The 22,478-nt window shown below is 65.5% G+C and carries 23 protein-coding genes and 1 pseudogene; 8 read left to right on the top strand and 16 right to left on the bottom strand.

Annotation, left to right across the window (positions count from 1 at the left end):
- Positions 1-25: 25 nt before the first annotated feature.
- Together H7A76_RS32845 and H7A76_RS32840 are read left to right on the top strand one after the other, a co-directional pair.
- Positions 26-796 (top strand): annotated as a pseudogene (locus H7A76_RS32845) (MCP four helix bundle domain-containing protein); the annotation flags it as partial.
- On the top strand, positions 791-1,654 hold the full coding sequence (locus H7A76_RS32840; protein ID WP_409519199.1) for a methyl-accepting chemotaxis protein: 864 nt from the start codon (positions 791-793) through the stop codon (positions 1,652-1,654). The pseudogene H7A76_RS32845 and the gene H7A76_RS32840, both read left to right, overlap by 6 nt.
- Positions 1,655-1,698: 44 nt before the next feature.
- Here the strand turns inward: H7A76_RS32840 and H7A76_RS20485 are convergent, their stop codons facing one another.
- Positions 1,699-3,033: a PLP-dependent aminotransferase family protein gene (locus H7A76_RS20485; protein WP_185700178.1), complete on the bottom strand. Its 1,335-nt coding sequence runs from the start codon at positions 3,031-3,033 to the stop codon at positions 1,699-1,701.
- A 116-nt stretch (positions 3,034-3,149) separates the two neighbouring features.
- On the opposite strand from H7A76_RS20485, the gene H7A76_RS20480 reads away from it, so the two are divergent.
- The gene (locus H7A76_RS20480; protein WP_185700177.1) at positions 3,150-4,046 is read left to right on the top strand and encodes a DMT family transporter; all 897 of its coding nucleotides are present in this window, start codon (positions 3,150-3,152) and stop codon (positions 4,044-4,046) included.
- Between the two features lie 15 nt (positions 4,047-4,061).
- On the opposite strand, the gene H7A76_RS20475 is transcribed toward H7A76_RS20480, so the two are convergent.
- The 4 genes from H7A76_RS20475 to gcvA all read right to left on the bottom strand — a co-directional run bounded on the left by H7A76_RS20475 (position 4,062) and on the right by gcvA (position 9,130).
- Complete coding sequence (locus H7A76_RS20475; protein WP_185700176.1) at positions 4,062-4,784, bottom strand: CPBP family intramembrane glutamic endopeptidase; 723 nt, start codon at positions 4,782-4,784, stop codon at positions 4,062-4,064.
- Between the two features lie 544 nt (positions 4,785-5,328).
- Positions 5,329-7,617 carry a 5-methyltetrahydropteroyltriglutamate--homocysteine S-methyltransferase gene (metE, locus tag H7A76_RS20470; RefSeq protein ID WP_185700175.1) on the bottom strand — a complete coding sequence of 763 codons (2,289 nt, stop codon included), beginning with the start codon at positions 7,615-7,617 and terminating at the stop codon, positions 5,329-5,331.
- 128 nt (positions 7,618-7,745) lie between these two features.
- Entirely contained in the window at positions 7,746-8,075 is a 330-nt protein-coding gene (locus H7A76_RS20465) for a hypothetical protein (protein WP_185700174.1), read from the bottom strand.
- Positions 8,076-8,245: 170 nt separating this feature from the next.
- A complete protein-coding gene (gcvA, locus tag H7A76_RS20460) occupies positions 8,246-9,130 on the bottom strand; it encodes a transcriptional regulator GcvA (RefSeq protein ID WP_185700173.1) in 885 nt (294 codons plus the stop codon).
- 155 nt (positions 9,131-9,285) lie between these two features.
- On the opposite strand from gcvA, the gene H7A76_RS20455 reads away from it, so the two are divergent.
- A complete protein-coding gene (locus tag H7A76_RS20455; protein WP_185700172.1) occupies positions 9,286-10,245 on the top strand; it encodes a DMT family transporter in 960 nt (319 codons plus the stop codon).
- An 11-nt stretch (positions 10,246-10,256) separates the two neighbouring features.
- On the opposite strand, the gene H7A76_RS20450 is transcribed toward H7A76_RS20455, so the two are convergent.
- The gene (locus tag H7A76_RS20450; protein ID WP_185700171.1) at positions 10,257-11,732 is read right to left on the bottom strand and encodes a hypothetical protein; all 1,476 of its coding nucleotides are present in this window, start codon (positions 11,730-11,732) and stop codon (positions 10,257-10,259) included.
- Positions 11,733-11,951: 219 nt separating this feature from the next.
- On the opposite strand from H7A76_RS20450, the gene yfcF reads away from it, so the two are divergent.
- On the top strand, positions 11,952-12,584 hold the full coding sequence (gene yfcF / locus H7A76_RS20445; RefSeq protein WP_185700170.1) for a glutathione transferase: 633 nt from the start codon (positions 11,952-11,954) through the stop codon (positions 12,582-12,584).
- Between the two features lie 20 nt (positions 12,585-12,604).
- On the opposite strand, the gene H7A76_RS20440 is transcribed toward yfcF, so the two are convergent.
- Positions 12,605-13,138, bottom strand: coding sequence for a DUF1993 family protein (locus tag H7A76_RS20440; RefSeq protein WP_185700169.1), 534 nt, complete (start codon positions 13,136-13,138; stop codon positions 12,605-12,607).
- Between the two features lie 172 nt (positions 13,139-13,310).
- Between H7A76_RS20440 and H7A76_RS20435 the strand changes: the two genes are divergently transcribed.
- Positions 13,311-13,745, top strand: coding sequence for a hypothetical protein (locus tag H7A76_RS20435; RefSeq protein ID WP_185700168.1), 435 nt, complete (start codon positions 13,311-13,313; stop codon positions 13,743-13,745).
- 19 nt (positions 13,746-13,764) lie between these two features.
- On the opposite strand, the gene H7A76_RS20430 is transcribed toward H7A76_RS20435, so the two are convergent.
- Positions 13,765-14,226, bottom strand: a complete 462-nt coding sequence (locus tag H7A76_RS20430; protein ID WP_185700167.1) for a methyltransferase family protein — start codon at positions 14,224-14,226, stop codon at positions 13,765-13,767.
- Between the two features lie 274 nt (positions 14,227-14,500).
- Between H7A76_RS20430 and H7A76_RS20425 the strand changes: the two genes are divergently transcribed.
- Positions 14,501-14,902, top strand: coding sequence for a GFA family protein (locus tag H7A76_RS20425; RefSeq protein WP_185700166.1), 402 nt, complete (start codon positions 14,501-14,503; stop codon positions 14,900-14,902).
- Positions 14,899-15,240 carry a hypothetical protein gene (locus H7A76_RS20420; RefSeq protein ID WP_185700165.1) on the top strand — a complete coding sequence of 114 codons (342 nt, stop codon included), beginning with the start codon at positions 14,899-14,901 and terminating at the stop codon, positions 15,238-15,240. The genes H7A76_RS20425 and H7A76_RS20420 overlap by 4 nt, the downstream gene beginning before the upstream one ends.
- A 9-nt stretch (positions 15,241-15,249) precedes the next feature.
- Here H7A76_RS20420 and H7A76_RS20415 read toward each other — a convergent pair whose 3' ends face one another.
- From H7A76_RS20415 to H7A76_RS20380, 8 genes are all read right to left on the bottom strand, one after another.
- Positions 15,250-15,870 carry a cell wall hydrolase gene (locus H7A76_RS20415; RefSeq protein ID WP_185700164.1) on the bottom strand — a complete coding sequence of 207 codons (621 nt, stop codon included), beginning with the start codon at positions 15,868-15,870 and terminating at the stop codon, positions 15,250-15,252.
- A gap of 132 nt (positions 15,871-16,002) precedes the next feature.
- Positions 16,003-16,449 (bottom strand): NUDIX hydrolase, encoded by a 447-nt coding sequence (locus H7A76_RS20410; RefSeq protein ID WP_185700163.1) that lies wholly within the window; start codon positions 16,447-16,449, stop codon positions 16,003-16,005.
- 35 nt (positions 16,450-16,484) lie between these two features.
- Positions 16,485-16,883, bottom strand: coding sequence for a hypothetical protein (locus H7A76_RS20405; protein ID WP_185700162.1), 399 nt, complete (start codon positions 16,881-16,883; stop codon positions 16,485-16,487).
- A gap of 8 nt (positions 16,884-16,891) precedes the next feature.
- A complete protein-coding gene (locus H7A76_RS20400; protein ID WP_185700161.1) occupies positions 16,892-17,533 on the bottom strand; it encodes a DUF4375 domain-containing protein in 642 nt (213 codons plus the stop codon).
- 174 nt (positions 17,534-17,707) lie between these two features.
- On the bottom strand, positions 17,708-18,547 hold the full coding sequence (locus H7A76_RS20395) for an EcsC family protein (protein ID WP_185700160.1): 840 nt from the start codon (positions 18,545-18,547) through the stop codon (positions 17,708-17,710).
- Between the two features lie 118 nt (positions 18,548-18,665).
- On the bottom strand, positions 18,666-21,221 hold the full coding sequence (valS, locus tag H7A76_RS20390; RefSeq protein ID WP_185700159.1) for a valine--tRNA ligase: 2,556 nt from the start codon (positions 21,219-21,221) through the stop codon (positions 18,666-18,668).
- A gap of 75 nt (positions 21,222-21,296) precedes the next feature.
- Positions 21,297-21,566 carry a barstar family protein gene (locus H7A76_RS20385; protein ID WP_260498031.1) on the bottom strand — a complete coding sequence of 90 codons (270 nt, stop codon included), beginning with the start codon at positions 21,564-21,566 and terminating at the stop codon, positions 21,297-21,299.
- A gap of 54 nt (positions 21,567-21,620) precedes the next feature.
- Positions 21,621-22,472, bottom strand: a complete 852-nt coding sequence (locus H7A76_RS20380) for a hypothetical protein (RefSeq protein ID WP_185700157.1) — start codon at positions 22,470-22,472, stop codon at positions 21,621-21,623.
- Positions 22,473-22,478: the final 6 nt, after the last annotated feature.

The following is a 22,478-nucleotide window of genomic DNA, read 5'->3' as shown; positions in this document are numbered from 1 at the left end:
TTTTGCTGCCACAAGGAACACCGTCATGCTCTTGAGAACGATGAACATATCCCGCCGCGCAGGGCTAAGCTTCGCCCTGATCGCCTTGCTCGCACTGGGCCTGGGGGGCTTCTCGTTGCTGGAAATGCAGCGCATGAACCAGCAATCCCTTGAGGTCGACCAAAACTGGCAACCCTCCATCGTCGCCGCCAATGCCGTGGCCCTGACCAGCACCCAGATCCGCACCATCACCCTGCGCATGCTGGTGGTCCGTGAGGCCAGCGCCGTGCAGGCGCTGCTGGCCCGGGTCGAGCAACTCGAACAGCAACTGGACCGCCAGCAGGCCACCTACGAACAGTTGATCAGCGAACCCGAGGAACGTGCCGCCTACGAGCGTTACCTCAACGCCAGGGCGGCCTATGCGAAGGACCAGCACCAGGTGCTGGAGCAAGTCCGCCAAGGCCACAAGGAAGCAGCGGTGAACATCGTCGACGGCGGATCGTTCCTGGTCAACGCCGATGCCATGCTCAAGGAGCTGTTGAGCATCATCGATATCAACACCCGGGGCGGGGTCGCCGCCGCCGAGAAAAGCAGCCAGGTATTCCAGAGCGCCAGCGCCATGGTGGTGGTGATCCTGCTGGTGGTCGTGGCCCTGACCATCGCCCTGGCCCTGTTGCTCACCCGCAGCATCGTGCGGCCCCTGGGCCAGGCCCTGGGCGTGGCCGAGACCATCGCCAGCGGCGACCTGGGCCAGAGCATCGCCATCAGCGGCAAGGACGAACCGGCGCGCCTGCTGCAAGCCTTGCAGACCATGCAGGCGAGCCTGCGCAACACCCTGCAGCGCATCGCCGACTCCTCCAACCAGCTGGCCTCGGCCGCCGAGGAGCTGCATGCGGTGACCGACCATTCCAGCCAGACCCTGCATCAGCAAAGCAATGAAGTGGAACAGGCGGCTACCGCGGTCAATGAGATGACCGCCGCCGTGGAAGAAGTAGCGCGTAACGCCGTGAGCACCTCCGAGGCGTCCAAGGAAACCGACCGCACCGCCCACCATGGCCGCGAGCAGGTGCAACACACCGTCGACTCCATCGGCCAGCTGGCCCGGGACGTGACCCAGACCTGCGAGCGGGTCGAACACCTGGCGGTGGATGTGCGCAACATCGGCCAGGTGCTGGAGGTGATCCGCTCGATCGCCGAGCAAACCAACCTGCTGGCTCTCAATGCCGCCATCGAAGCCGCCCGCGCCGGTGACGCCGGGCGTGGTTTCGCGGTGGTCGCCGACGAGGTGCGGGCCCTGGCCCATCGTACCCAGCAGTCGACCCAGGAAATCGAAAGCATGATCAACACCATCGAGGAAGGCACCGAGGGCGCGGTCAGTGCCATGCGCACCAGCAATGAACGGGCGCACCTGACCCTGGAGGCGGCGCGGGCCTCGGGACTGGCCCTGGACCAGATCACCCAGGCCATCACCTCGATCAACGAGCGCAACCTGGTGATCGCCAGCGCCAGCGAAGAACAGGCCCAGGTGGCCCGCGAGGTGGATCGCAACCTGGTCAACATTCGTGACCTGTCGACCCAGACCTCGGCCGGCGCCAACCAGAGCAACGCCGCCAGCCAGGAACTGTCGCGCCTGGCGGTGGACCTCAACGGCCTGGTGAACCAGTTCAAGCTCTGAGGAACAGCCGCCAGGCGCGAGCGGCAAGCCAGTAGCTTGCCGCTTCAGAACGCATAGCGAGCGATCACCCGACGCACCTTGAGCAACGCCTCGCGCAGCTCCGCCAGGCTCACCGAGCCCAGGGCCAGGCGAATGGCATGGGGCACCGGCCCGGCGCATACGAAAGGCTCGGCCGTGGACACCGAGACTTTCTCGCGCAGCAGCGCCATGGCCACCTGGTCGGCCCGCACCTCCTCGGGCAATGGCAGCCAGAGGAAGTAGGCACCGGGATGGCCGAGGATCTCCAGCCCCGTCAACAATTCCCGCGCCAGCGCCTGGCGCTGGCGTGCATCGGCGCGTTTCTCCTGCTCCAGGCGGGCCACGGTGCCGTCCTCGATCCAGGCACAGGCCATGGCGCTCATCACCCCGGGATTGCTCCAGGTAGTGGCGCGGATCGCCCGTTCCAGAGCCTGGGTCCAGGCCGCAGGCGCCACCAGGTAACCCACCCGCAAACCAGCCGCGACATTCTTCGAGAACCCCGACACATACAGGGTGAGGTCCGGGGCCAGGGCGGCCAGGGGCGGTGGCGGGTCCTCGGCGAGAAACGCGTAGGCTCCATCCTCGATGATCAGCAGCCGCTGCTCCCGGGCGATCGCCACCAGGCGCCGGCGCCAGGCCAGGTCCAGGACCCAGCCCATGGGATTGTGCAAGGTCGGCATGGCATACACCGCCCGCACCCGCCGCTGCCGGCACAGGCGCTCGAAGGCCGCGAGATCCGGCCCCTGCGGCGTCAGGGGAATGGCCAGCAATTCCAGGCCATGGGCGTCCGCCACCACCTTGAAGCCCGGGTAGGTCAAGGCATCGGTGGCCACCACGTCGCCGGGCTTGAGCAACGCCATGGCGGCAACCGCCAAGCCATGCTGGGCACCGCTGACCATCAGTACTTGCTCGCTCTCCACCGCCAGCCCATGGCTGGCCAAGTAGCGCGCCACCACGGCCCGCTCATGGGGACGCCCGGCATGGGGCTGGTAGCGCAACAAGGCCTCCAGATCGCCACTGGAGGCCAACTGGCGCAAGGCGCCGCGCAGCAGCTCGGCCTGGCCGGGCAAGGATGGGTAGTTGAAGTTCAGGTCCAGGGTGCCGGTGGCCGTGGCCAGCTGGTCCACACCCTGCGCTGGTGGCAAGGCAGTCTCGCGGACGAAGGTGCCGCGCCCGGTTTCACCGCTGACCAGCCCCATGGCCTCCAGTTCGGCATACACCCTGGATGCGGTGACCAGGGCCAGGCCTTCCCTCGCCGCCAGCTCGCGATGGGTCGGCAGGCGGGTGCCGGGAGCCAGCACGCCACTGCGGATATCGCTGGCGAAGGCGTCGACCAATTGCTTGTAGCGAGCACGGGCCATAGGCGCTGTATCCATGACAATTTTTTGATTGTGCTGATTCTCGATCCTAGGATGGATCCGACGCAAGGCTGGCGCAATGCCGGCCTGAATTTGCCACTTCAAGCGAGATTCCCTCAATGGAACGGACATCGAACCTGCAATCCCCCGTGCTGGAGAAAACCTCCAGCGGTTGGCTCAACGGCTTTCTCGGCGTGCTGATCTTCAGCGGCTCGCTGCCGGCGACCCGGGTCGCGGTCGCCGAGTTCGATCCGCTGTTCCTCACCGTCGCCCGCGCCACCATCGCCGGGATACTGGCCCTGGCGATCCTGCTGCTGTTCAAGGAACGGCGCCCGAACAAGCAGCAACTGCTGCCCCTGGCGGTCGTCGCCCTGGGCGTGGTCCTGGGTTTCCCGCTGCTGACCGCCCTGGCCCTGCAGTACGTGACCTCGGCCCACTCCATCGTGTTCCTCGGCCTGCTGCCGCTGGCCACCGCGGTGTTCGGGGTGATCCGTGGCGGCGAGCGGCCACGCCCGGTGTTCTGGCTGTTCTCGATCCTGGGCAGCTTGCTGGTGATGGGTTATGCCTTCGCCCAGGGCCTGACGGCTTCGCCCCAGGGCGATTTGCTGATGCTGCTGTCAGTGCTGGTCTGTGGCCTGGGCTACGCAGAGGGCGCCAAGCTGTCGCGCACCCTGGGTGGCTGGCAGGTGATTTCCTGGGCGCTGGTATTGTCGCTGCCGCTGATGATCGTCCTGACCCTGTTCAGCCTGCCTGCCACCTTCAGCGGCATCAGCCTGCCGGCCTGGACCAGCCTGGCCTATGTCTCGCTGTTCAGCATGCTGATCGGCTTTGTGTTCTGGTATCGCGGGCTGGCCCAGGGCGGGATCGCCGCCGTCGGCCAGTTGCAGTTGCTGCAGCCCTTCTTCGGCCTTGGCCTGGCCGCCGGCCTGCTGCATGAACAGGTCAGCCTGGGCATGCTCGGGGTGACGATTGCCGTGATCCTCTGCGTCGTCGGCGCGCGCAAGTTCTCCCAATAGCCCACCTGGCGCCGCTCACATCGGCACGGCGATCAACCAGATCACCGTGGCGTGGGCGGCGATCGCCGCCAGCACCCCATGCCGCAAGCGCAAGCCGGCGCAGATCACGCCTTCCAGCAGAGTGAACAGCAACACCGGCCAACCGGCGCGGGTAACGCTGAAAGCCAGGAAGGCATGGCAGGCAGCGAATGCCAGGGCGCTGAGCCAGGCCGCCCGCCAGGGGGCGCAATACTCCTCCAGATACCCCTGCAACAGGCCACGGAACAGCACTTCTTCCAGGGCATTGCCGCCCAGGGCCAACAGGGCCATGCCCAGCAACCAGGAGCCGCTGGCCTGGTCCAGGTCGATCCCGGCATAGAGGCGCAACGGCAAGCCCAGCACGAGACCGCCGAGCAGCCCCAGGGCGAGGCCCGACGGCCACCCGCGACGCTCCCAGACCACCAGTTTCCAGAGTTCCGCAGCGACGCTCGCCAGGCAGGCGAGCGTCGCCAACGACAGCAGGCCCAGGCCCGCCAACACCATCGGGTTGGCAATGAAGCCGAGCTGCGCGCCAGCGCCCAGGGACCACAAGCGCAACGGCGTCATCACGTCCCGCAGCAGCACGAACCCCAGCAGCAGGATGGCGATACGCAGCCCCACCAGATGCCTGGGAGTCAGGCCGAACCACAGCGCATACAGCACCAGGCCCGGCAACAGGTACAGCAGGTAATTGCCGAGCAACGCCAGGGCAGCGCTCATCGCCCGGCTCCGGCAAACGACCGTAGCTGGCAGGAGAAGGAAAGGATGGGGTTCATGTCGGCAATCCATTGCAATGAGGGTGCGCCAGGGTGGCGCAATTCGGCGCCATGGCGCAACGCCCAAGGCGGATGAACGCCATTCAACGCAAGCGATGGATCAATGGAGCAATCAGAGGCTGCAACGGCAGCACGCCGTGAAGCGAGCCACCGCGGCCTGGGGCGACCCGGCTTCAGGTCGGGGAGATAGTGGCAAGCGCACCGATAGTGATGGTCAAGACCAGAAACCCAAACAAGAACAACGCCATCTTGGTCATCGGACCTCCTGAATATTAGGGTGCAGCGGGCCCGCTCTCCAGCCAGGGGCCGGGCGGGTGCGCCATTTTCCAAACTCGGCTGTGCTGATAACAGATGCAGATAAACCAGAAAAATACGGATCAGATGCCCGGTCACGCCAAGCGTCGTTACCCGGCCCTGCTCTTTCAGTGGGCACAAAAAAGCCGGAACCCCATTGGGGGCCCCGGCAAAAAAGGCCGAGCAAACGACGGTCAGGCCAGTTCCCTGCGCAACTGGCGGGCAGCGGCAACCATGTGCACCAGGGCCGCTTCGGTTTCCGCCCAGCCACGGGTTTTCAGGCCACAGTCCGGGTTGACCCACAAGCGCTCGGCAGGAATACGCTTGGCCGCCTTGCGCAACAGGTTGGCCATTTCCGAGGCGTCCGGCACCCGTGGCGAATGGATGTCGTAGACCCCCGGGCCGATTTCGTTCGGATAGGCGAAGGCTTCGAAGGCCTCCAGCAGCTCCATGTCCGAACGCGAGGTCTCGATGGTGATCACGTCGGCGTCCATGGCCGCGATGGACTCGATCACATCGTTGAACTCGCTGTAGCACATGTGGGTGTGGATCTGGGTTTCGTCGCGCACCCCGGAGGCGCACAGGCGGAACACCTCGGTGGCCCAATCCAGGTAATGCTGCCATTGCGCCCGGCGCAGCGGCAGGCCTTCGCGGAACGCCGCTTCGTCGATCTGCACGATACGAATACCCGCGGCTTCCAGGTCCAGCACTTCGTCGCGAATGGCCAGCGCCAGCTGCCGGGCCTGGACCTCGCGGGACACGTCCTCACGGGGGAAAGACCACATCAGCATGGTCACCGGGCCCGTGAGCATGCCCTTGAGCACCTTGTCGGTCAGGCCCTGGGCGTAGCGGATCCACTCCACGGTCATGGCCCGCGGCCGGCTCAGGTCACCGAAGATCACCGCCGGCTTGACGCAGCGCGAACCGTAGCTCTGTACCCAGCCGAAACGGGTGAACAGGTAGCCGTCCAGTTGCTCGGCGAAGTACTCCACCATGTCGTTGCGCTCGGCCTCGCCGTGCACCAGTACATCCAGGCCCAGGCGTTCCTGCACCTGCACCGCGTGGCGAATCTCGCTCTGCATCGCCTCGGTGTATGCGGCGGCGCTCAGCTTGCCCTGCTTGAACGACTGGCGCGCCAGGCGAATGGACGCCGTCTGCGGGAACGAACCGATGGTGGTGGTGGGGAACAATGGCAGGTCCAGGCCGGCGCGCTGCTTGGCGATGCGCTGGGCGAATGGCGACTGGCGCTGGCTGTCACGGGCGGTGATCGCCGCCGCCCGCGCTTGTACTGCCGGCTTGTGGATGCGCGGCGAGGCGGCCCGGCCGATCTGGATCGCCCGGCTCCGCTCCAGGGCCTGGAGTACCTGCGGTGCCTCTGGATGGTCGACCGCCTGGGCCAGCAGCGCCACTTCCTCGCATTTCTGCACGGCGAAGGCCAGCCAGCCCTTGAGCTCGGCATCGAGCTGGTCTTCCCGGGCCAGGTCCACCGGGCTGTGCAACAGGGAGCAGGAAGGCGCCACCCACAACCGCTCGCCGACCCGCTCATGGGCATGGCGCAGGGTCGCCAGGGCCTTCTCCAGGTCACAGCGCCAGACGTTGCGACCGTTGACCAGCCCCAGCGACAGCACCTTGTAGGCCGGCAAGCGATCGAGAATGGCCGGGTACTGATCCGGGGCGCGCACCAGGTCGATATGCAGGCCGTCCACCGGCAGGTTGGCGGCCAGGCCGAGATTTTCCTCCAGCCCCCCGAAGTAGGTGGCGATCAGCTTCTTCAGGGGATCGCGCTGGATCAGGTTATAGGCGCGCTCGAAGGCATTCTTCCATTCTTGCGGCAGGTCCAGCACCAGGATCGGTTCATCGATCTGTACCCATTCCACGCCCTGGGCCGCCAGGCGCTGGAAGATCTGCCCGTACAACGGCAGCAGGCGCTCCAGCAGCTCCAGCTTGTCGAACTCGGCGCCCTTGGCCTTGCCCAGCCACAGGTAGGTCAGCGGGCCAAGCACCACCGGCTTGACCTGGTGACCCAGGGCCCGGGCTTCCTCGACCTCTTCGAACAACTGCTCCCAGCCCAGCTGGAACTGCTGGTCGGCGCTGAACTCCGGGACCAGGTAGTGGTAGTTGGTGTCGAACCACTTGGTCATCTCCTGGGCATGGGCACCGCCGCAGCGGTGGTCGCTGACACCACGGGCCATGCCGAACAGGGTCTGCAGGGTGGCCGGCCCGCTCTGCGGGCGAAAGCGCTCGGGGATCACGCCGAACATCAGGGAATGGGTCAGGACCTGGTCGTACCAGGCGAAGTCGCCCACCGGCAGCAGTTCGATGCCGGCGTCTTTTTGCAACGCCCAGTGCGCCTGGCGCAACTCACGGCCAACGGCGCGCAAGCCGGCTTCATCGAGTTCGCCCTTCCAGAACGCTTCCTGGGCCTTTTTCAGTTCGCGGTCGCGGCCAATGCGCGGAAATCCGAGGGAATGAGCCAAAGCCATGACAGACAACTCCATTGTGTGAATGGCAGCCATTGTCGGTAGCAGCGACCGATTGAGACAAACTCATTTTAATCCTGATGACCACAAGTTTTATTCATGATCATCCTTGCATGGTGCCCCTCTCGGGCTCAGCGCCGGGCCAGCTTGTAGCGCACGCAGTCGTCGTAGAAGCTCTTGCGCAAGGCGTCGGGACGCAGCCGTGACGGGCTGTCGTAGGTCTGCTCGGTGATGCCCAGGGCCATCATGCGCATCCAGCCCTTGCTGAACTTGTAGACCTGGATCTTCTGCCGCGCCGCATACCGCGACACCCCCGCCAGTTTCAGTTCCTGGGCCCTGGCCGCCGTACCAGCGCCCCAGCTGCAGACATACCGGTCATTGGCTTGCAAATCCCTGGCCTGGGCTGCGGCAGCCCCTCCCAGCAAGGCAAAGGAAGTCATCGCGATCAACATATGGCGCATATAAAGCTCACCTAACCACCTGAAAATAAAGCGATTTTGCCGGCCTTTCGGAATACACGGGGCCAGCACGGCACCTTATCCATCAAGGCAAAGTGCCTGCTCATGCTGGCCACCCGGGGTGATGCAACTGTGCCGGGCATGGCTGGAACACCGGCAATCGGGCCCCAGGTTCATCGCAGGCCGGCCTCGGCCAGCAGCCACTCACGTAGCGCCGCTATGGCCGGGCGTTCCAGGGCAGTAGGCGGATACACCAGGTAATAGGCCAGGTCGCTGGCGATACCTTGTTCCATGGGCGCCACCAACACCCCTTCGGCCAGTTCCCGCGCCACCAGCGAACGCCGTACCAGGGCCACGCCCAAACCAGCCTTGGCCGCTTCGATGGCACCGTTGCTGTCGACAAACACCCGCCCCTGGCGCTCCCCCAGCGCCGAGGCTCCTGCGGCCTCCAGCCACAGGCGCCAATCATGGCGGTGCTCATCATGCAGCAGGTCCAGGTCGGCCAGGGCGGACAACGCCAGACCCGCATCCTGGTCCAGCAATTTCGGGCTGCACACCGGAACCAGCTCATCGTCGAGCAAGCGCTCGCTGAGCAACCCGTCATAACGTCCAAAACCATGCCGAACCGCCAGGTCGATGCCCTCTCGTGCCAGATCCAGGACCCGGTTGCAGGCACTGATCCGCACATCGACTCCAGACACCTGGGCCTCGAAACGCCCCAGGCGCGGCACCAGCCATTGCGCAGCGAAACTCGGCGTGCAACTGAGCACCAGGACTTCCAGCCGCGCACGCGCCACCACTTCGGCAGTGGCTTGGCGAATCATGCGAAAAGCCGTGCGCAAGGTCGCGAAGTACTCCTCGCCCGACGCCGTCAGGACCAGACGCCGAGGCCGGCGTACGAACAGCGGCACGCCCAGCGCCGCCTCCAGCTCCTTGAGCTGCAAGCTCACGGCCCCGGGAGTCACGTTCAGCTCGCCTGCTGCCAGGGTCACGCTCAGGTGCCGCGCCGTGGCTTCGAATGCACGCAAGGCCCCCAGGGATGGCAAGGTTGCGCCCATGATTCAGTTCTCCTTAACCATCTGACGAAAAATGCTCGTTTGCCAGCATCAGCAGCTCCCAGAATAATTCGATCAAACAGGCTTGCAAGTGCGCAGGCCATTGCACCGAAAGGCGAACAAAACTAAATCATCGACCGGTCAAGGGAGCTCATGGCATGGGCACGCAAAACCTGATGGGGGCCTCGCAGTGGGGCCAGTTGCTGACGCTGTCCCTACTCTGGGGCGGTTCGTTTTTCTTCATCGGTGTCGCGGTCAAGGAACTACCGCCGTTGACCATCGTCATGCTGCGCCTGGGCCTGGCGGCCATCGCCTTGCTGGTCCTGCTGCGAATCATGGGCCTGGCATTGCCACGAGGGCGCCAGGCCTGGCTGGCCTTCTTCGGCATGGGGTTGCTGAACAACCTGATTCCCTTCAGCCTGATCGTCTGGGGCCAAACCCATATCGCCAGCAGCCTGGCAGCCATTCTCAACGCCACCACGCCGCTGTTCGCCGTACTGGTGGCGCATCGACTGACCCTTGATGAAAAGATCACCAGCAACAAGCTGGCAGGTGTGGTGCTGGGTTTCATCGGCGTGGCGATCATGATCGGCACCGATGCCCTGGCTGGCCTGGGCGAGCAGCTGGCCGCACAGCTGGCCATACTGGGTGCGGCCTTGTCATACGCCTTGGCAGGTATTTTCGGTCGGCGCTTCAAGACCATGGGCATCGCCCCATTGCCGAGCGCTACCGGTCAGGTCTGCGCTTCCAGCCTGCTGCTGACACCCCTGGCACTGTTGCTGGACAGTCCCTGGACCCTGGAGTTGCCGAGCCTGCCGGTCTGGGCGGCATTACTGGGGATCGCGTTGCTGTCCACGGCCCTGGCCTACGTGCTGTTCTTCCGGATTCTATCCAGCTCCGGAGCCACCAACCTGATGCTGGTGACCTTCCTGATTCCCATCAGTGCCATCGTCCTCGGCGCCCTGATGCTCGGTGAACGGCTGCAGACCAAGCACTTGCTGGGCATGGCCCTGATCGCACTGGGCCTGGCAGCCATCGACGGTCGCCTGTTCAAGCGCCTGGCACGAGCAAAGAAAAAAACCACGGATCGCGAGAGCTTTCTCGGCAAGGATATTTAGGGGCGCTGTTCTCATTTCAGCCCGTAGGAGTACACGCCCAGGTCATGGCTGTCGTACCAGTTGCCCTTGGCCCAGAACAAGCGATCCTGGACAGCATCGAAGCCCAGGCTCCCCAGGTAGCCATCCACGGCCAGTTGCCGCCAGGAACGCCCCCAATCCATGGAGTAGAAGACACCTTCGGCGGAGACCGTCGCCTCCCCGCCCCAGTACAGCCAGCGCGGTGGATGGTGGCGGCTGTGGGTGTTGATCACCAGGGCGCCATGTCCGGCCCAGAAGTTGCTCTCGCGCAGCCCGCTGGAAGACGACAGCGGCGCAAACACACTGGGCAGCTCCCCCTGCATCTGCCAGCTCAGTTGCTGGCGATCCAATTGGGCAACCTGCGTCGGCCCGTTACCGCTCGGTTCGAGCAGCGCGATGACCTGGCCATCCGGGCTTTCCACCAGTTCATCGATGAACGGCCCATCCTCTCGTTCCACCGCCACCACTCGCCATGGCCCGGCCTGGCGTTGCAGGCGCGCGCGGGTGGTGACGTTGAACACCAGGTTGCGTTCCTCGTGCTGCGGATCCTGGGTCATGAAACGTTGGGAAATCCAGATCACCGCGTGCTGCTGGTCCAACTGAGTGACATGGCTCTTGACCTCGCCGTTCGAGCCCGGCTCGTCGTTCCATGCGCCCGATTCGCCGCTGTGCTCGCTGGCATAGGCACTGTCCACCAGCAACGGCGCATCACTGAAGATCTCCTGGCTGCTGGCACCACGGTCAGCGGAGTAGAACACCCCGCTGGACATTGGGCTGACGTCGTCTTCAGCATCACCGCCAGCCTGGGGGCTGGTCCAGGCCCAGATCTCGTCCCGCCCATGGAAATAGGGCTTGAGGTTCCAGGCCACGCTGTTCGCCTTGGGAAACAATCCCTGGGGCAGCCACTTCCAGCTCTGCCCCTGGTCGTCGCTACGCAGGACCACCTTCTGGCTGAGCGGATCGCTGACTGCCGCGCCCTCTGGCCGGTCCAGGCCCGTCAGCAAGAACAGCGTCGCTCCATCAGGGCTGGCCACCAGGCACGCGGCCTCACCGACACGGGCGACCAGTTGGAACTGCCCCTTATCGTCCAGGCGGGAAACATAAGTAACCTGCGGCTCGCGCCCCAGGCCATAACCGAAGAACGAGCGCACCTCGCCCGGTTCTTTGTCCGCCGTCGGCTTGCCATAGACCAGGGCATCCAGGTCGATGGCCGTGGCCGGCAATTCCAGCTCCCGCGAACCACCTTCCATGCGCCCCACCAGCCAGGTGCCTCGCGGAGTCTTGAGCACGCCGGTGCAATACTGCTCCATGGCCCGTTGCTCGATGTGCTGCACCTGGCCCAGGGTCTGCTGGTCGGGGCTGGAGCCACCCCACTCGAACTTGGCGCTCGTGAGCATCCACATGTACCAGAGCAAGGCACCACCAACGAGCAGGGCCGGTAGGGAGAGCAAGAATTTCGAGCGAAGCATGTTAGGTCCGGGTCCATGGAAACGAGGGGGGCTTTTTCCCATGTCCATCGCCGCGAGTAAATGGCTTTGCACATCCGGGTTGCCGCCGTGACGGCATCGGCATCGGCCAGGCCACAGGCACATGGAGTATTCCAGCAAGGAATACGCCCATGAAAATCCTGCATTGTATTTCTCGCCCGCGATCTCTTAGCGTGTCCGCTCCCCCTTGGAGATCATGCCGTGACCGCTTCCCGCCCGCGCCTGTACGTCGATGCCCAGTTCACCAGCCCCTATGCCATGTCCGTATTCGTGGCGCTACGGGAGAAAGGCATCGATTTCGAAATGCTCCCGCTGGACCTCGACGCCGAACAGAACCGCAGCCAGGACTATGCCCGGCTGTCCCAGACCCAACGAGTACCGACCCTGGTCCATGAAGGGTTCGCGCTGTCCGAATCCTCGGCCATCACCGAATACCTGGAAGAGCTGTTCCCCCAGGTCCCGGTCTATCCCAAGACGCCACGCCAACGGGCCAAGGCCCGCCAGGTACAGGCCTGGCTGCGCAGCGACCTGCTACCGATCCGCCAGGAGCGCTCGACCCTGGTGGTGTTCTACGGCCAACGCGGCGAGCCGCTATCGGCCCAGGCCCAGGTGGCGGCGGCCAAGCTGATCGATGCGGCGCAGGCGCTGCTGGAGGACGGACGCCAGTACCTGTTCGACACCTGGTCCATCGCCGATGTCGACCTGGCGCTGATGCTTAACCGCCTGGTGCTCAACGGCGACCCGGTACCGGCGAGCCTGGCGGACTACGCCCAGCGCCAATGGCAGCGCCCGGCAGTGCAGGAATGGGTGCAGTTGCAGCGCCCAGCGCTGTAGGCGCTGGTCAAGGTCACGGCTCAGCCGGCGACCGGGGCCTGGCGCAGGTAGGCGAACATGTGTTGCGCGTACTCGGCCTTGCCCAGCGGCACACCGTTGTGACGCAGGATGTTGTAGGCGGTGACCAGGTGGAAATAGAACTGTGGCGTGGCCCAGTTGCGCGCGTACTCCTCGCCAGTCATGTCGAAGGCGATGGCATTGGGCAGTTCGATAGCCACGGCCCGCGCACCGCTGTCATCGATCAATCGGCCATCGGCAGCGGCGAGAAACGCCAGGGTCTGGCGGATCAGTGCCTTGGCCTCGGCCATGTTGGCCGGCGTCGGCAGTGTGCTGACCGCCTGACCGCTCAGGCGCTCCACCGCTTCCCGGGCCTGGGTACAGGTAAAGCGCACCTGCGCCGCCAGATCGTACATATCCGGGGCCAGGCGCGCATCCAGCAGGTTCTGCGGGTCGAAACCCAACCTCCGGGCATGCTCCTCGCCCTTGTCCAGCAGGGTCTCCAGGGTATGCAGCATCTGGGCGAAACAGGTGACGGTCACAGCATAAATCGACATGGGCTTCCTCTCAGACTCGGGGTGCGCCTGGGCGCACGATGATCACAAGGCTTGCAGCCTAGCAGGTGACCAGGCCGGGTTCGACGGGCCGACCGGTGACAAAGGTACCCGTGCGCCGATCGGGCTGTTATGGTGCGCCCCTTGAGAAATACACCGCCAGCCAATGAGGAAAATGACCTTGAGCAGTGAAGCAACAATGACCGGGGACCTGTTCGAAGTCGACAAGCGCCTTAGCCTCAAGCCCATCGTCGAGTTCAACGCCTACCTGCGCGCCGCCTTCGCCGACGGCCCCTGTGCCTGCGGCCGCTGCGTGGCCAGCCAGGGCGACGAGAGCGGCTACGAATACCGCCACAGCTTCGAGTTTTCCGGCCAGGTGGCCAGCCGCCGCTTTGCCTCCACCGCCGGTAGCGATGTGCTGCAAGCCTTGAAGAAGGCCTGGCTGTCCTACACCAAGGCCGAGCTACTGGTGCCTGGCGAACTGGAACTGGCCACCGTCAAGGAGTTCGTCGAACCGCAACTGCACCAGCGCCTGGTGCCGTTGTTCCTGGCCAGCGGCCTGGCCCGGGACGTCGACGGCCAGTTGCACCTGCAGGTCCAGGCCGCCTGAACCCACCCTGCACGTACGTTCACAGCCAGCGGCGCACCTGCTGCTGGTAGGTCGTGAAATCGCTGCCGAACAACTGCCCCAGGGCACGCTCCTCGGGGCCGATCTGCCAGCGGTTCATGTACAGCACGAACCCCGGTACGCCCAGCAGCGCCAGGGGGTTGGCCAGGTACAGGCCCCAGGCCAGCAGGCACAGGGCGAAGCCTGCGTACATCGGGTTGCGGGTGTAGCGGTAGATGCCCGAGGTGACCAGCGCCGAGGCATTCCCCGGCTTGAGCGGATTGACCGTGGTCCTGGCCCGGCGAAACGACACCACGCCGGCGAGCGCCACCCCTACGCCGGCGCACACCAGGGGCAAGGCCAAGGCCAGGCGTAGTCCGCGGCCCAGTTCCAGCCCCGGCGTCCCCCAGGCCACAAGCCCCATGAGCAGCGCGCACAGCAGTGCGATCGCCGGTGGTGGAATGCGATGTTCCAGTCCCTGCATGTTTGTCCCTCCCTTCACCCTGAGCCTGTGGCCGATGCCTACAGATTATCCGTCAGTGAGCCCGGTTAGAATGCCTGGACCTGCCTTGAAGCTGGAGCAGCTCCCCTGCGGCACCGATACCAGAATGGGCCGAGGGGGTTGAGGCGATGGAGTGCCTGGATCACTATGTCGCTCCCCACGGCGCGGGGACTGCCAGGCAACGGGCTCCAGCAAGACCTTGCCTGCCATGACAGTACCGGCCCCAGGGCCCTTCCCCTTCAAGCAAGAGATGAACATGCCCATCCCCCATCGAGGCAGTTGCCTGTGCGGCGCCGTGAGCTACCAGGTCCACGGCGAACTCAAGGCCGTTACCCACTGTCATTGCCGCAAGTGCCGCAAGGGCCATGGCGCCGCCTTCGCCACCTACGCCAGCACCCTGCGCGCCCACCTCGCTATCGACGACCCAGGCGCTGCGCTCAAGGCCTACGAGTCCTCGCCCGGGGTGCTGCGCCAATTCTGTGGGCAATGCGGCTCTTCACTGTTCTGGCACAACGCCGGGGGCCAGTTCGCCGATTGGCTGTCGATCGCCATCGCCACCCTGGACACCACCTTCGCCGCGCCACGGCAGAAGCACCACTGCGTGGCCACGAAAGCCGACTGGCACACCATCACCGATCAATTCCCCCAGCAACCATGACCCGGGAATTCAGCTATGTCTGGCTGCTGCCGCTGCTAGAGCGTCCCTGGTCCAGGGTCATGGCCGACCTGCCCGGCGCAGTGGCCGAGCTGAAGATCGATGCACCGCTGCCCGAGTCGCTATCGCTGCGCGAACTGCTGCTCACCGCCCTGGGCTCCGGCTCGCCCTACTGGCCACGGTGTGCGGCCCAGTGGCTGGACCAAGGGTTTCCCCTCGACCACGGGCTCTGCACAAGGCTGCTGGAGCGGGTGCATGGGAAAGTCTTCGAGCAGTCCGTCGGCCAGCGCCTCGGAGCACTGGCCAAGCGCTGGCAGCGCCAGCACCTGGCAACGCCCTAGCGCCGTGCGCTAGCGGGCCGCCAGATCCTTGGGCCGGTAGAACAGGAAGCTGCCGATCTCGACGGTCTTGATGTAGGCCCGGGCCCAATCCGGCGAAGCACTGCGATCGTGAAAGTACAGCGCACCGCCGGTGCGGTCCTTGAGCTGCTGGTTCAGGGCCTTGCGGGCAATCTCCTTGGCAACGCTGTAGCGCTGCTCTTCTTCCACCTGGTCCGGACGGCCATCGCACCACCAGGAGAACTGGCAAGGGCTCTTCTGCGAACCCTGCTTGACCACCTCGCACACCGTCCCGGGAAACCCCTCGTGGCCTAGGCGATTGAGCACCACATCGGCCACCGCCTCCATGTCCTCGGTCTCGCCGCCCTTGGCTTCCCAATAGAGGGTCCGCGACAGGCAAGTCAGGGCATCGTCCAGCGGTGCCTGGCCCGCCGGATCGACGGCCTGGGCTTCGCTCTTGCTCAGGGGAGCGGCCTGGGGCGCGGTCTTCGGGCTTTGCTGGTCCGCGACCTTCTGCTCCAGGGCCTGGGCCTTGTCCTCGGCAGCGGCCCGGACCGCCGGCGACTCGGCCGCCCAGGCTGAAACAGTCAAGGGCAGCAAGCAACAACAAATGATCCTGGCATTCAGGGGCATGCTCGATTCGTCCTGGTGAACCTTAACCACCCCGCCCCATCGCGTTGCTGGCAAGTCGGCGGGAGCCATCATGCTGAATCGACCATCGAACGGGTAAAACATTCCGCACCAGCACAACGCCCGGTTGACGGCTCAGTCGAGCAAGCCGGCCTGCTTGAGCAACTGCTCCAGGCCCTGGGGCACCAGGGGCGCTTGCGGGCCGAAGCTCGAACTGTCGTGCCAGCTGACGGTGAAGCCCATGCCGCTGGTTTCCTCGCCGTGCAACTGGCCACGGGAGTAGACACTGGCATCGTCGAAGCGTGCGTCATACACCTGGACGATTTCGTGCCCGGGCTGGCCCAGGTAGGTGAACAGGTTCTCCAGGGTACCCAGCAGGCGCAGCTGGCTGATGGACAGGCCGAGTTCTTCCTCCACCTCGCGGCGGATGGCCTGGTCGCTGCGCTCGCCGAACTCGATGCCGCCACCCACCGGGCGGAACACCGTCTGCTGCTGATGGGGGTCGTCGAACTGATGGACCAGGATCTTGCCCTGGTGATGGAAGACACAAAGCGCCAGGGCGCGGATACGCGGTTCAGCCATGGGAAAATCCGTTTGCCGGGGGAAAAAGCGCGGCATTAGAGCATGGGCACCGACACCTCGGCCAGGACCTCCCCGGCGAACCTTCGCAATTGCTCCGGGCTGAGCAGCAGCGAGGCGTTGACGTGCCAGTCGCTGGCGTCATCCGCGTTCGACCACAGGCTGACCTTGAGCATCCGCAACGGCTGCCAGTCGGCGTCGGCCGTCACCTGCAAGGCCAGGTCAAGGCACGCCGAGCGCCATTGCAACGGCTCCTCAGCCAACGCTTGCGCCGCTTGCAGAAAAAACTCGGCCAACCCGACACAGCCCTCCAGGGGTTCGTGGACGATACGAACATGGGCCTGGAAGCCGCTGCCCCGCAGGCCAACGTCAAGCAAGGGGCAGGCGCCGCCCTTCTCGGCGGCAATGGACAATTGCAGCCCATCGTCCTGGGCCACCACCGCGCTCATTCGCAGGCCGGCGGGTAGAAATGGCGGGCCGCCAGCGCCGGCACTTCTTCCAGCGCCGTCCACAATTGCTCGTCCAGTTCGCCACTGATCAGCTCATGCTGCTCATCGCTGAGCCGCTCGGGAATATCCCACAGGCGCTCCAACTGTGGATGGGCCTGCAGATCGCCGATCGTCTGCCGCTGGCGTTCCACCACCGCCCTGGCCTGGGTCGCGCCCAATGCCTGGAGTGCGTCCAGGGCCAACTGGTAGCTGCGCTCGCCCCAGTTGCAGAAGAACTGCAAGAAACCACCGTTGTAGCCATCGGCCTCCAGGCGCCACAGGGCGACGATGGCCTGGTCCCGCTCAGGCAGGCGCTCCAGGTCCCAGTCCAGCGCCCGCAGGCGCGCCATGGACTGCTCGCACACATGCTCCCAGATCCAGTCCGCGCCCTCGATCACCAGCCCCTGCTCGCCCAGCCCGGGCCACAGCACCGAGCTGCCCTGGGGCGCGATCCGCCAGGCCTGGCGCTGCTGCGCCGAGGCTTCCTGCAAGCGGCCATAACGCCCGAGGGATTGGCGCAGCAGCAAGCCATCGGCCCAGCCGAGACAGAGTTGGTCCGCTTCGAAAGCGACGTGGATGATGGGATTGGCGTTGGACAAGACAGACCTTCCTGGCAGTGGTTTCGATCAAAGACGGGGTTGCCCCGGGATGCTTCTACACCCATCCGCCCCACGGTGCCACCCTGCAAATGAGCGCCACCACAGCGGGCGCCGCTTGCCCAGCTCCAGCGGTCGACTCTGCCATGACAGGGTTCCACCAGCAGCACCTGGGCCTCAGTCCACCAGCCGCTTGCCCTTGAGCTCGGCATAGGCCGCCTTGATCGGCTCGAAACCGTACTGCTGCTCCAGGCGCTTGACGATGAAATGCCCACGGGCCATGTCCTGGTAGAAGTCGGTGAACAGGGTATTGATGGTGGCGCCGGTGACGGCACCGATCACGGGTACCGCCTGGGCCGCGAACTTGCTGGAGATGGTCACGCCATAGCGCGCCGCGACCTTTTCGATCAGCACCGCCAGCCATTTGCCCACCTGCCCCGGCGACAACCGGCTGACGGCATCGGCGCCCTGCTTGGCGGCGATGGCGGCCAGCTCCTTGGAGAGTTGCTGCATGGCCTGGGTGGTGAAGCTGCGGGTCAGGTAATAACCGGTTTCAGTGGCGTCGTCGGCCTCGCTGTTGCCGCCCATGGCGAACACTTCGATGCACGCCTGCTTGGTGGAAAAATCCTCCAGGTCGAACCCCTCGCTGCGTGCCACATCGGCCACCGAGCGCATCATGATGGTGGTGGACACCGGCAGCTCGACGAACAGCGAAGCAAAACCGAAGGCGCCCCCCAAGGCCCCCGACGCGGCCGCATACAGCTTGTGCAAGCGCGGCGAGGCCTGTTTCTTCGGCTGGTTGTCCAGGCTCCACAAGGCCGCATCGGCGGAACTGTGCAGCGCGGCCACCACCGCGCCGTTGATCTTCTGCGATACCACCGCCGGCAAGGCCTTGACCGCACTCTCGATGGGCGAGCCCAGCAAGCCCGACAGGCGTGCGGTCAACGATGGCGACTCCAAGAGGCCCACGGCGCGCTTGAGGTCCCTGTAGTCTTGCAGGTTGTCTTGGATATTCACTGGGGCTTCCCTTGGCAGGCGCTGGTACGGGCGAGCATTTTGGCAGCATCGACCCGGGAAAATAAACCGCCCGCCCAGCGCTGCAGGAACAGCGCTGGGCGGGCGGAAGTACAGGGGGTCAATCCTGCAACCAGACCCGCACCTGCCGCTCGGGGCCTTCGATGAACAGCAGTTGCGCCACCTGGCCCGCTTCCAGCAGGTCCTGGCGGGCCTCCTGCAAACGTTCCAGGGACGGCGCCTGGTCCACCAGCTCGACCCGCGCTACTGGCGCCTTCATCGATTGCCGGGCATCGGACTTGGCCTTGCGGATCGCCGCCAGCGTCGCGCTGACCGCCTCCAGCAACGACTCCACATCAGCCTCGACCGCACAGGCCTCGGGCCAGGACGCACGGTGCACCGAACCCGGCTGCCAGCAACGCCAGACCTCTTCGCAAACGAAAGGCAGGAACGGCGCGAACAGCCGCTGCAGGCTGCTCAAGGCTCGGGCCAGGGCGTTACGCGCCGAGTGCCCTTCGGGCCGATAGGCGCGGCGCTTGACCAGCTCGACGTAGTCATCGCAGAACCACCAGAAGAATCCCTCGATGCGTACCAGGGCAGCGCTGTAGTCGTAGCCTTCCAGTGCCTGCCGGGCCTGGCCGGCGACACTTCCCAGGCGTTGCAGCATGGCCTGGTCCAGCGCCTGCGACACCGGCCCGGCGGGGTCGCCGGGCAAGCCGAACACCAGCTTCGAGACGTTGAACAGCTTGAGCGCCAGGCGCCGGCCGATCTTCATCTGCTGCTCTTCGAAGGCGGTATCGCTGCCCGGCCGCCCCAGGGCCGCCCAGTAGCGCACCGCGTCGCTGCCGTACTGCTCGAGCAGCGCCAGGGGGGTGACCACATTGCCCCGGGACTTGGACATCTTCTTGCGGTCCGGATCGAGGATCCAACCCGACAGCGCCACGTGGCGCCAGGGCACGGCGGCCTGCTCGAAGTGACTGCGAACCAGGGTCGAGAACAGCCAGGTGCGGATGATGTCGTGGCCCTGGGGCCGCAGGTCCATGGGAAAGACCTGCTCGAACAGGCCATCGCCCTCCTCCCAGCCCGCGGCGATCTGCGGGCTCAGGGAGCTGGTGGCCCAGGTATCCATGATGTCCCGCTCGCCGATGAAACCGTGAGGCTGGCCGCGCTGGCCCGGCTCGTAACCCGGTGGGGTGTCCAGGGTCGGGTCCACCGGCAGCGAGTCTTCGCTGGCGGCGATCGGCCGGTCATGGTCCGGTTCGCCCCGGGCATCCAGGGGGTACCAGAACGGCAGCGGCACGCCGAAGATCCGTTGCCGGCTGATCAGCCAGTCGCCATTGAGGCCGCCGACCCAATGCTCGTAGCGGCTGCGCATGAATGGCGGGTGCCAGGCCAGGGCGCGGCCGCGCTCCAGCAGTTGCTGGCGCAACGCGGCATCGCGTCCGCCATTGCGCAAGTACCATTGGCGGGTGGCGACGATCTCCAGCGGCTGGTCCCCCTTCTCGAAGAACTTCACGGCATGGCGGATCGGCCGTGGCTCGCCGAGCAGGCCGCCGCACCCGTGCAGCAGCGGCAACAACCGCTGGCGTGCCTGGGCCAGGCTGCAACCGGCCAGTACGGCATAGGCCTGGCGTCCGGCGGGATCGGCCAGCCACTCAGGTGCCTGCGCCAGCAAGCGACCGTCGCGGCCGATGATGCAACGGGTCGGCAGCTGCAATTCACGCCACCAGAGCACGTCCGTCAGGTCGCCGAAGGTGCAGACCATCGCCAGCCCCGTGCCCTTCTGCGGATCGGCCAGGGGGTGGGCAAGCAACGGCACCGGCACCTCGAACAGCGGCGAGCGCAACGCCTGCCCGAACTGCCCCTGGTAGCGTAGGTCGTCGGGGTGCGCCACCAGCGCCACGCAGGCCGCCAGCAACTCCGGACGCGTGGTGGCGATGCGCAGCGCCTGCCCCCCGTCGCCCCGGAACACCAGGTCGTGCCAGGCTCCCGGCTGCTCGCGATCCTCAAGCTCGGCCTGGGCCACGGCGGTCTGGAAGGTCACGTCCCACAGGCATGGCGCCTGCTGGCTGTAGAGCTCGCCACGCTGGTAGTTGCGCAAGAGCGCGCGCTGGCTGACCCGCTGCGCCCGCTCATCGATGGTGGCATAGGTCAGCCCCCAGTCCACCGACAACCCCAGTTGCACGAACAGGTTGCGAAAGGCCTGCTCGTCGATGGCGGTCAGGCGATGGCACAGCTCGACGAAATTGCGCCGGCTGATCGCGACATACTCGCTGCGGCGCCGGGCTACCGTAGTCGGCGGCTGGAACTGCGGTTGGTACGTGGCATCCGGATCGCAGCGCACGCCGTAGTAGTTCTCCACGCGCCGTTCAGTGGGCAGGCCGTTGTCATCCCAACCCATGGGATAGAACACAGTCTTGCCGCACATGCGCTGGAAGCGGGCGATGATATCGGTGTGGGTGTAGCTGAACACATGGCCGACGTGCAGCGAGCCGGAGGCCGTGGGTGGCGGTGTGTCGATGGAATAGACCGCGTTCCGTGGGGCATTGCGGTCGAAGGCGTAGGTGCCTTCTTCGAGCCAGCGCTGGGACCAGCGTGTCTCGAGATGTTCAAGCGAGGGGGTGGGGCAAATCGTCAGGCTTTCACGTTTAACGGTGACATAGCTTCCTCCTGTCATCGGCAGATGGCGCGCAGTCGTGCGCGCCGCAAGACCGATTTATAGAGCAAGGACACGGATTAGTAAATCGCCCTTTCAAAGCCATTTCACCTGCGGCGCCCACTGCGGGTACTCAACGCGCATGCGCTCCAGGCACTGGGCCAGCTGCCGCGCATCGTCGGGCAAGCGCTGGCTCAATGTCGACCCGCCGTGGAACGACAATTGCCGTGGCATCTCCACCAGCCCGGTGATCGCGTCCCAGAACGCATCCCAGTTGCAGCCGTACCCAGCGGGAAACCCCAGGGCGTCGCGCAGCAGGATGTGCAATTCGGCCGAACTGCCCACCGCGCTCAAATCGATATCCAACCGCTGCAAACCGGTCACCTCCAAGCAACTACTGGATTCAGGCACCCGCACCGATCACTGGCGAACGTACTGCACCTGCTTGCCATCGAAGACGTAGCTGACGTCATCGGCATCGTCCATCTTGCGGGTCTGGGCGTCGCCCGCAGAGGTGGTGCCGCTGAACTTGACCAGCAAGCGCGGCATGGGTCCTTGGGCCGCCACGAAATTCAGCTCGCCCTGGTTGGCGATGCAGGGCATCACCGTGCCGTCGTCGCAGGCCGCCGAGTTGTCCTCGCCGGTGAAGACCTGGCCCAGGTAGCTCCAGACCCAGCCGTCCTGGTCCGGGGTCTTGTTCGGGTTGAACACGAACACGGCATAACCACTGATGCCGTAGCCGCTGTCGAAAGTGGCCGTGGGCACCGCCAGCACCAGGCGGCCATCGTTGGTGCGGTACTCCAGGGCCTCGCGGCTGGTGTCCACTTCCTCGGGCTGCTCGCGGGCACCGAAGAAACCGATCTTGCGCTCGATGCTGCGAATATCGTAAGGCTGCTTCTGACCCGGGCGAGCCAGTTCGAAGGTCGCGTCCGCCAGCCGCACCTTGACCTCCGGGGCGATGAAGTCTTCACCCTCACGGGCCGCGCGGTCGCGAGTGAACCAGGAGAACGTCGCGTAGTAGTGCTTGCCGCCCAGGTCGATCTCGCGGCCATACCAGAAGTTGGACACCACGCCATCTTCCAGTTCGAAGGTTTCGGCCTGGTCATCGATCTGGACGTTGTTGATCAGCGCCAGCACCGCGCCGGGCGGGATCAAGGGATCCTTGGCATAGCCGGCCAATGGCGCCGCGAGGGCTGCGGTGGCCAGGGCCAGGGCCGTCAGGGCCCGGCCCAGGCGGCCGGTCTTGTGCGCAGCGTCGAACCTGCTTTTCATGCGTTG

Source organism: Pseudomonas sp. MSSRFD41, from assembly GCF_014230245.1.
GTDB lineage: Bacteria > Pseudomonadota > Gammaproteobacteria > Pseudomonadales > Pseudomonadaceae > Aquipseudomonas > Aquipseudomonas piscis.
The sequence above is the reverse complement of the archived record's forward strand: the minus strand, read 5'-3'. Positions and strand labels throughout refer to the sequence as shown.

Excerpts from the sequence above, each read along its gene's own strand:
- H7A76_RS20410 (WP_185700163.1), bottom strand. The coding sequence starts at position 16,449 with ATGGCTGAACCGCGTATCCGCGCCCTGGCGCTTTGTGTCTTCCATCAC.
- H7A76_RS20420 (WP_185700165.1), top strand. The coding sequence starts at position 14,899 with ATGACCCGGGAATTCAGCTATGTCTGGCTGCTGCCGCTGCTAGAGCGT.
- valS (WP_185700159.1), bottom strand. The coding sequence starts at position 21,221 with ATGACAGGAGGAAGCTATGTCACCGTTAAACGTGAAAGCCTGACGATT.
- H7A76_RS20440 (WP_185700169.1), bottom strand. The coding sequence starts at position 13,138 with ATGTCGATTTATGCTGTGACCGTCACCTGTTTCGCCCAGATGCTGCAT.
- H7A76_RS20455 (WP_185700172.1), top strand. The coding sequence starts at position 9,286 with ATGGGCACGCAAAACCTGATGGGGGCCTCGCAGTGGGGCCAGTTGCTG.
- H7A76_RS20475 (WP_185700176.1), bottom strand. The coding sequence starts at position 4,784 with ATGAGCGCTGCCCTGGCGTTGCTCGGCAATTACCTGCTGTACCTGTTG.
- H7A76_RS20430 (WP_185700167.1), bottom strand. The coding sequence starts at position 14,226 with ATGCAGGGACTGGAACATCGCATTCCACCACCGGCGATCGCACTGCTG.
- H7A76_RS20435 (WP_185700168.1), top strand. The coding sequence starts at position 13,311 with ATGACCTTGAGCAGTGAAGCAACAATGACCGGGGACCTGTTCGAAGTC.
- H7A76_RS20380 (WP_185700157.1), bottom strand. The coding sequence starts at position 22,472 with ATGAAAAGCAGGTTCGACGCTGCGCACAAGACCGGCCGCCTGGGCCGG.
- metE (WP_185700175.1), bottom strand. The coding sequence starts at position 7,617 with ATGGCTTTGGCTCATTCCCTCGGATTTCCGCGCATTGGCCGCGACCGC.
- H7A76_RS32840 (WP_409519199.1), top strand. The coding sequence starts at position 791 with ATGCAGGCGAGCCTGCGCAACACCCTGCAGCGCATCGCCGACTCCTCC.
- H7A76_RS20465 (WP_185700174.1), bottom strand. The coding sequence starts at position 8,075 with ATGCGCCATATGTTGATCGCGATGACTTCCTTTGCCTTGCTGGGAGGG.
- gcvA (WP_185700173.1), bottom strand. The coding sequence starts at position 9,130 with ATGGGCGCAACCTTGCCATCCCTGGGGGCCTTGCGTGCATTCGAAGCC.
- H7A76_RS20450 (WP_185700171.1), bottom strand. The coding sequence starts at position 11,732 with ATGCTTCGCTCGAAATTCTTGCTCTCCCTACCGGCCCTGCTCGTTGGT.
- H7A76_RS20480 (WP_185700177.1), top strand. The coding sequence starts at position 3,150 with ATGGAACGGACATCGAACCTGCAATCCCCCGTGCTGGAGAAAACCTCC.
- H7A76_RS20425 (WP_185700166.1), top strand. The coding sequence starts at position 14,501 with ATGCCCATCCCCCATCGAGGCAGTTGCCTGTGCGGCGCCGTGAGCTAC.
- H7A76_RS20415 (WP_185700164.1), bottom strand. The coding sequence starts at position 15,870 with ATGCCCCTGAATGCCAGGATCATTTGTTGTTGCTTGCTGCCCTTGACT.
- H7A76_RS20485 (WP_185700178.1), bottom strand. The coding sequence starts at position 3,033 with ATGGCCCGTGCTCGCTACAAGCAATTGGTCGACGCCTTCGCCAGCGAT.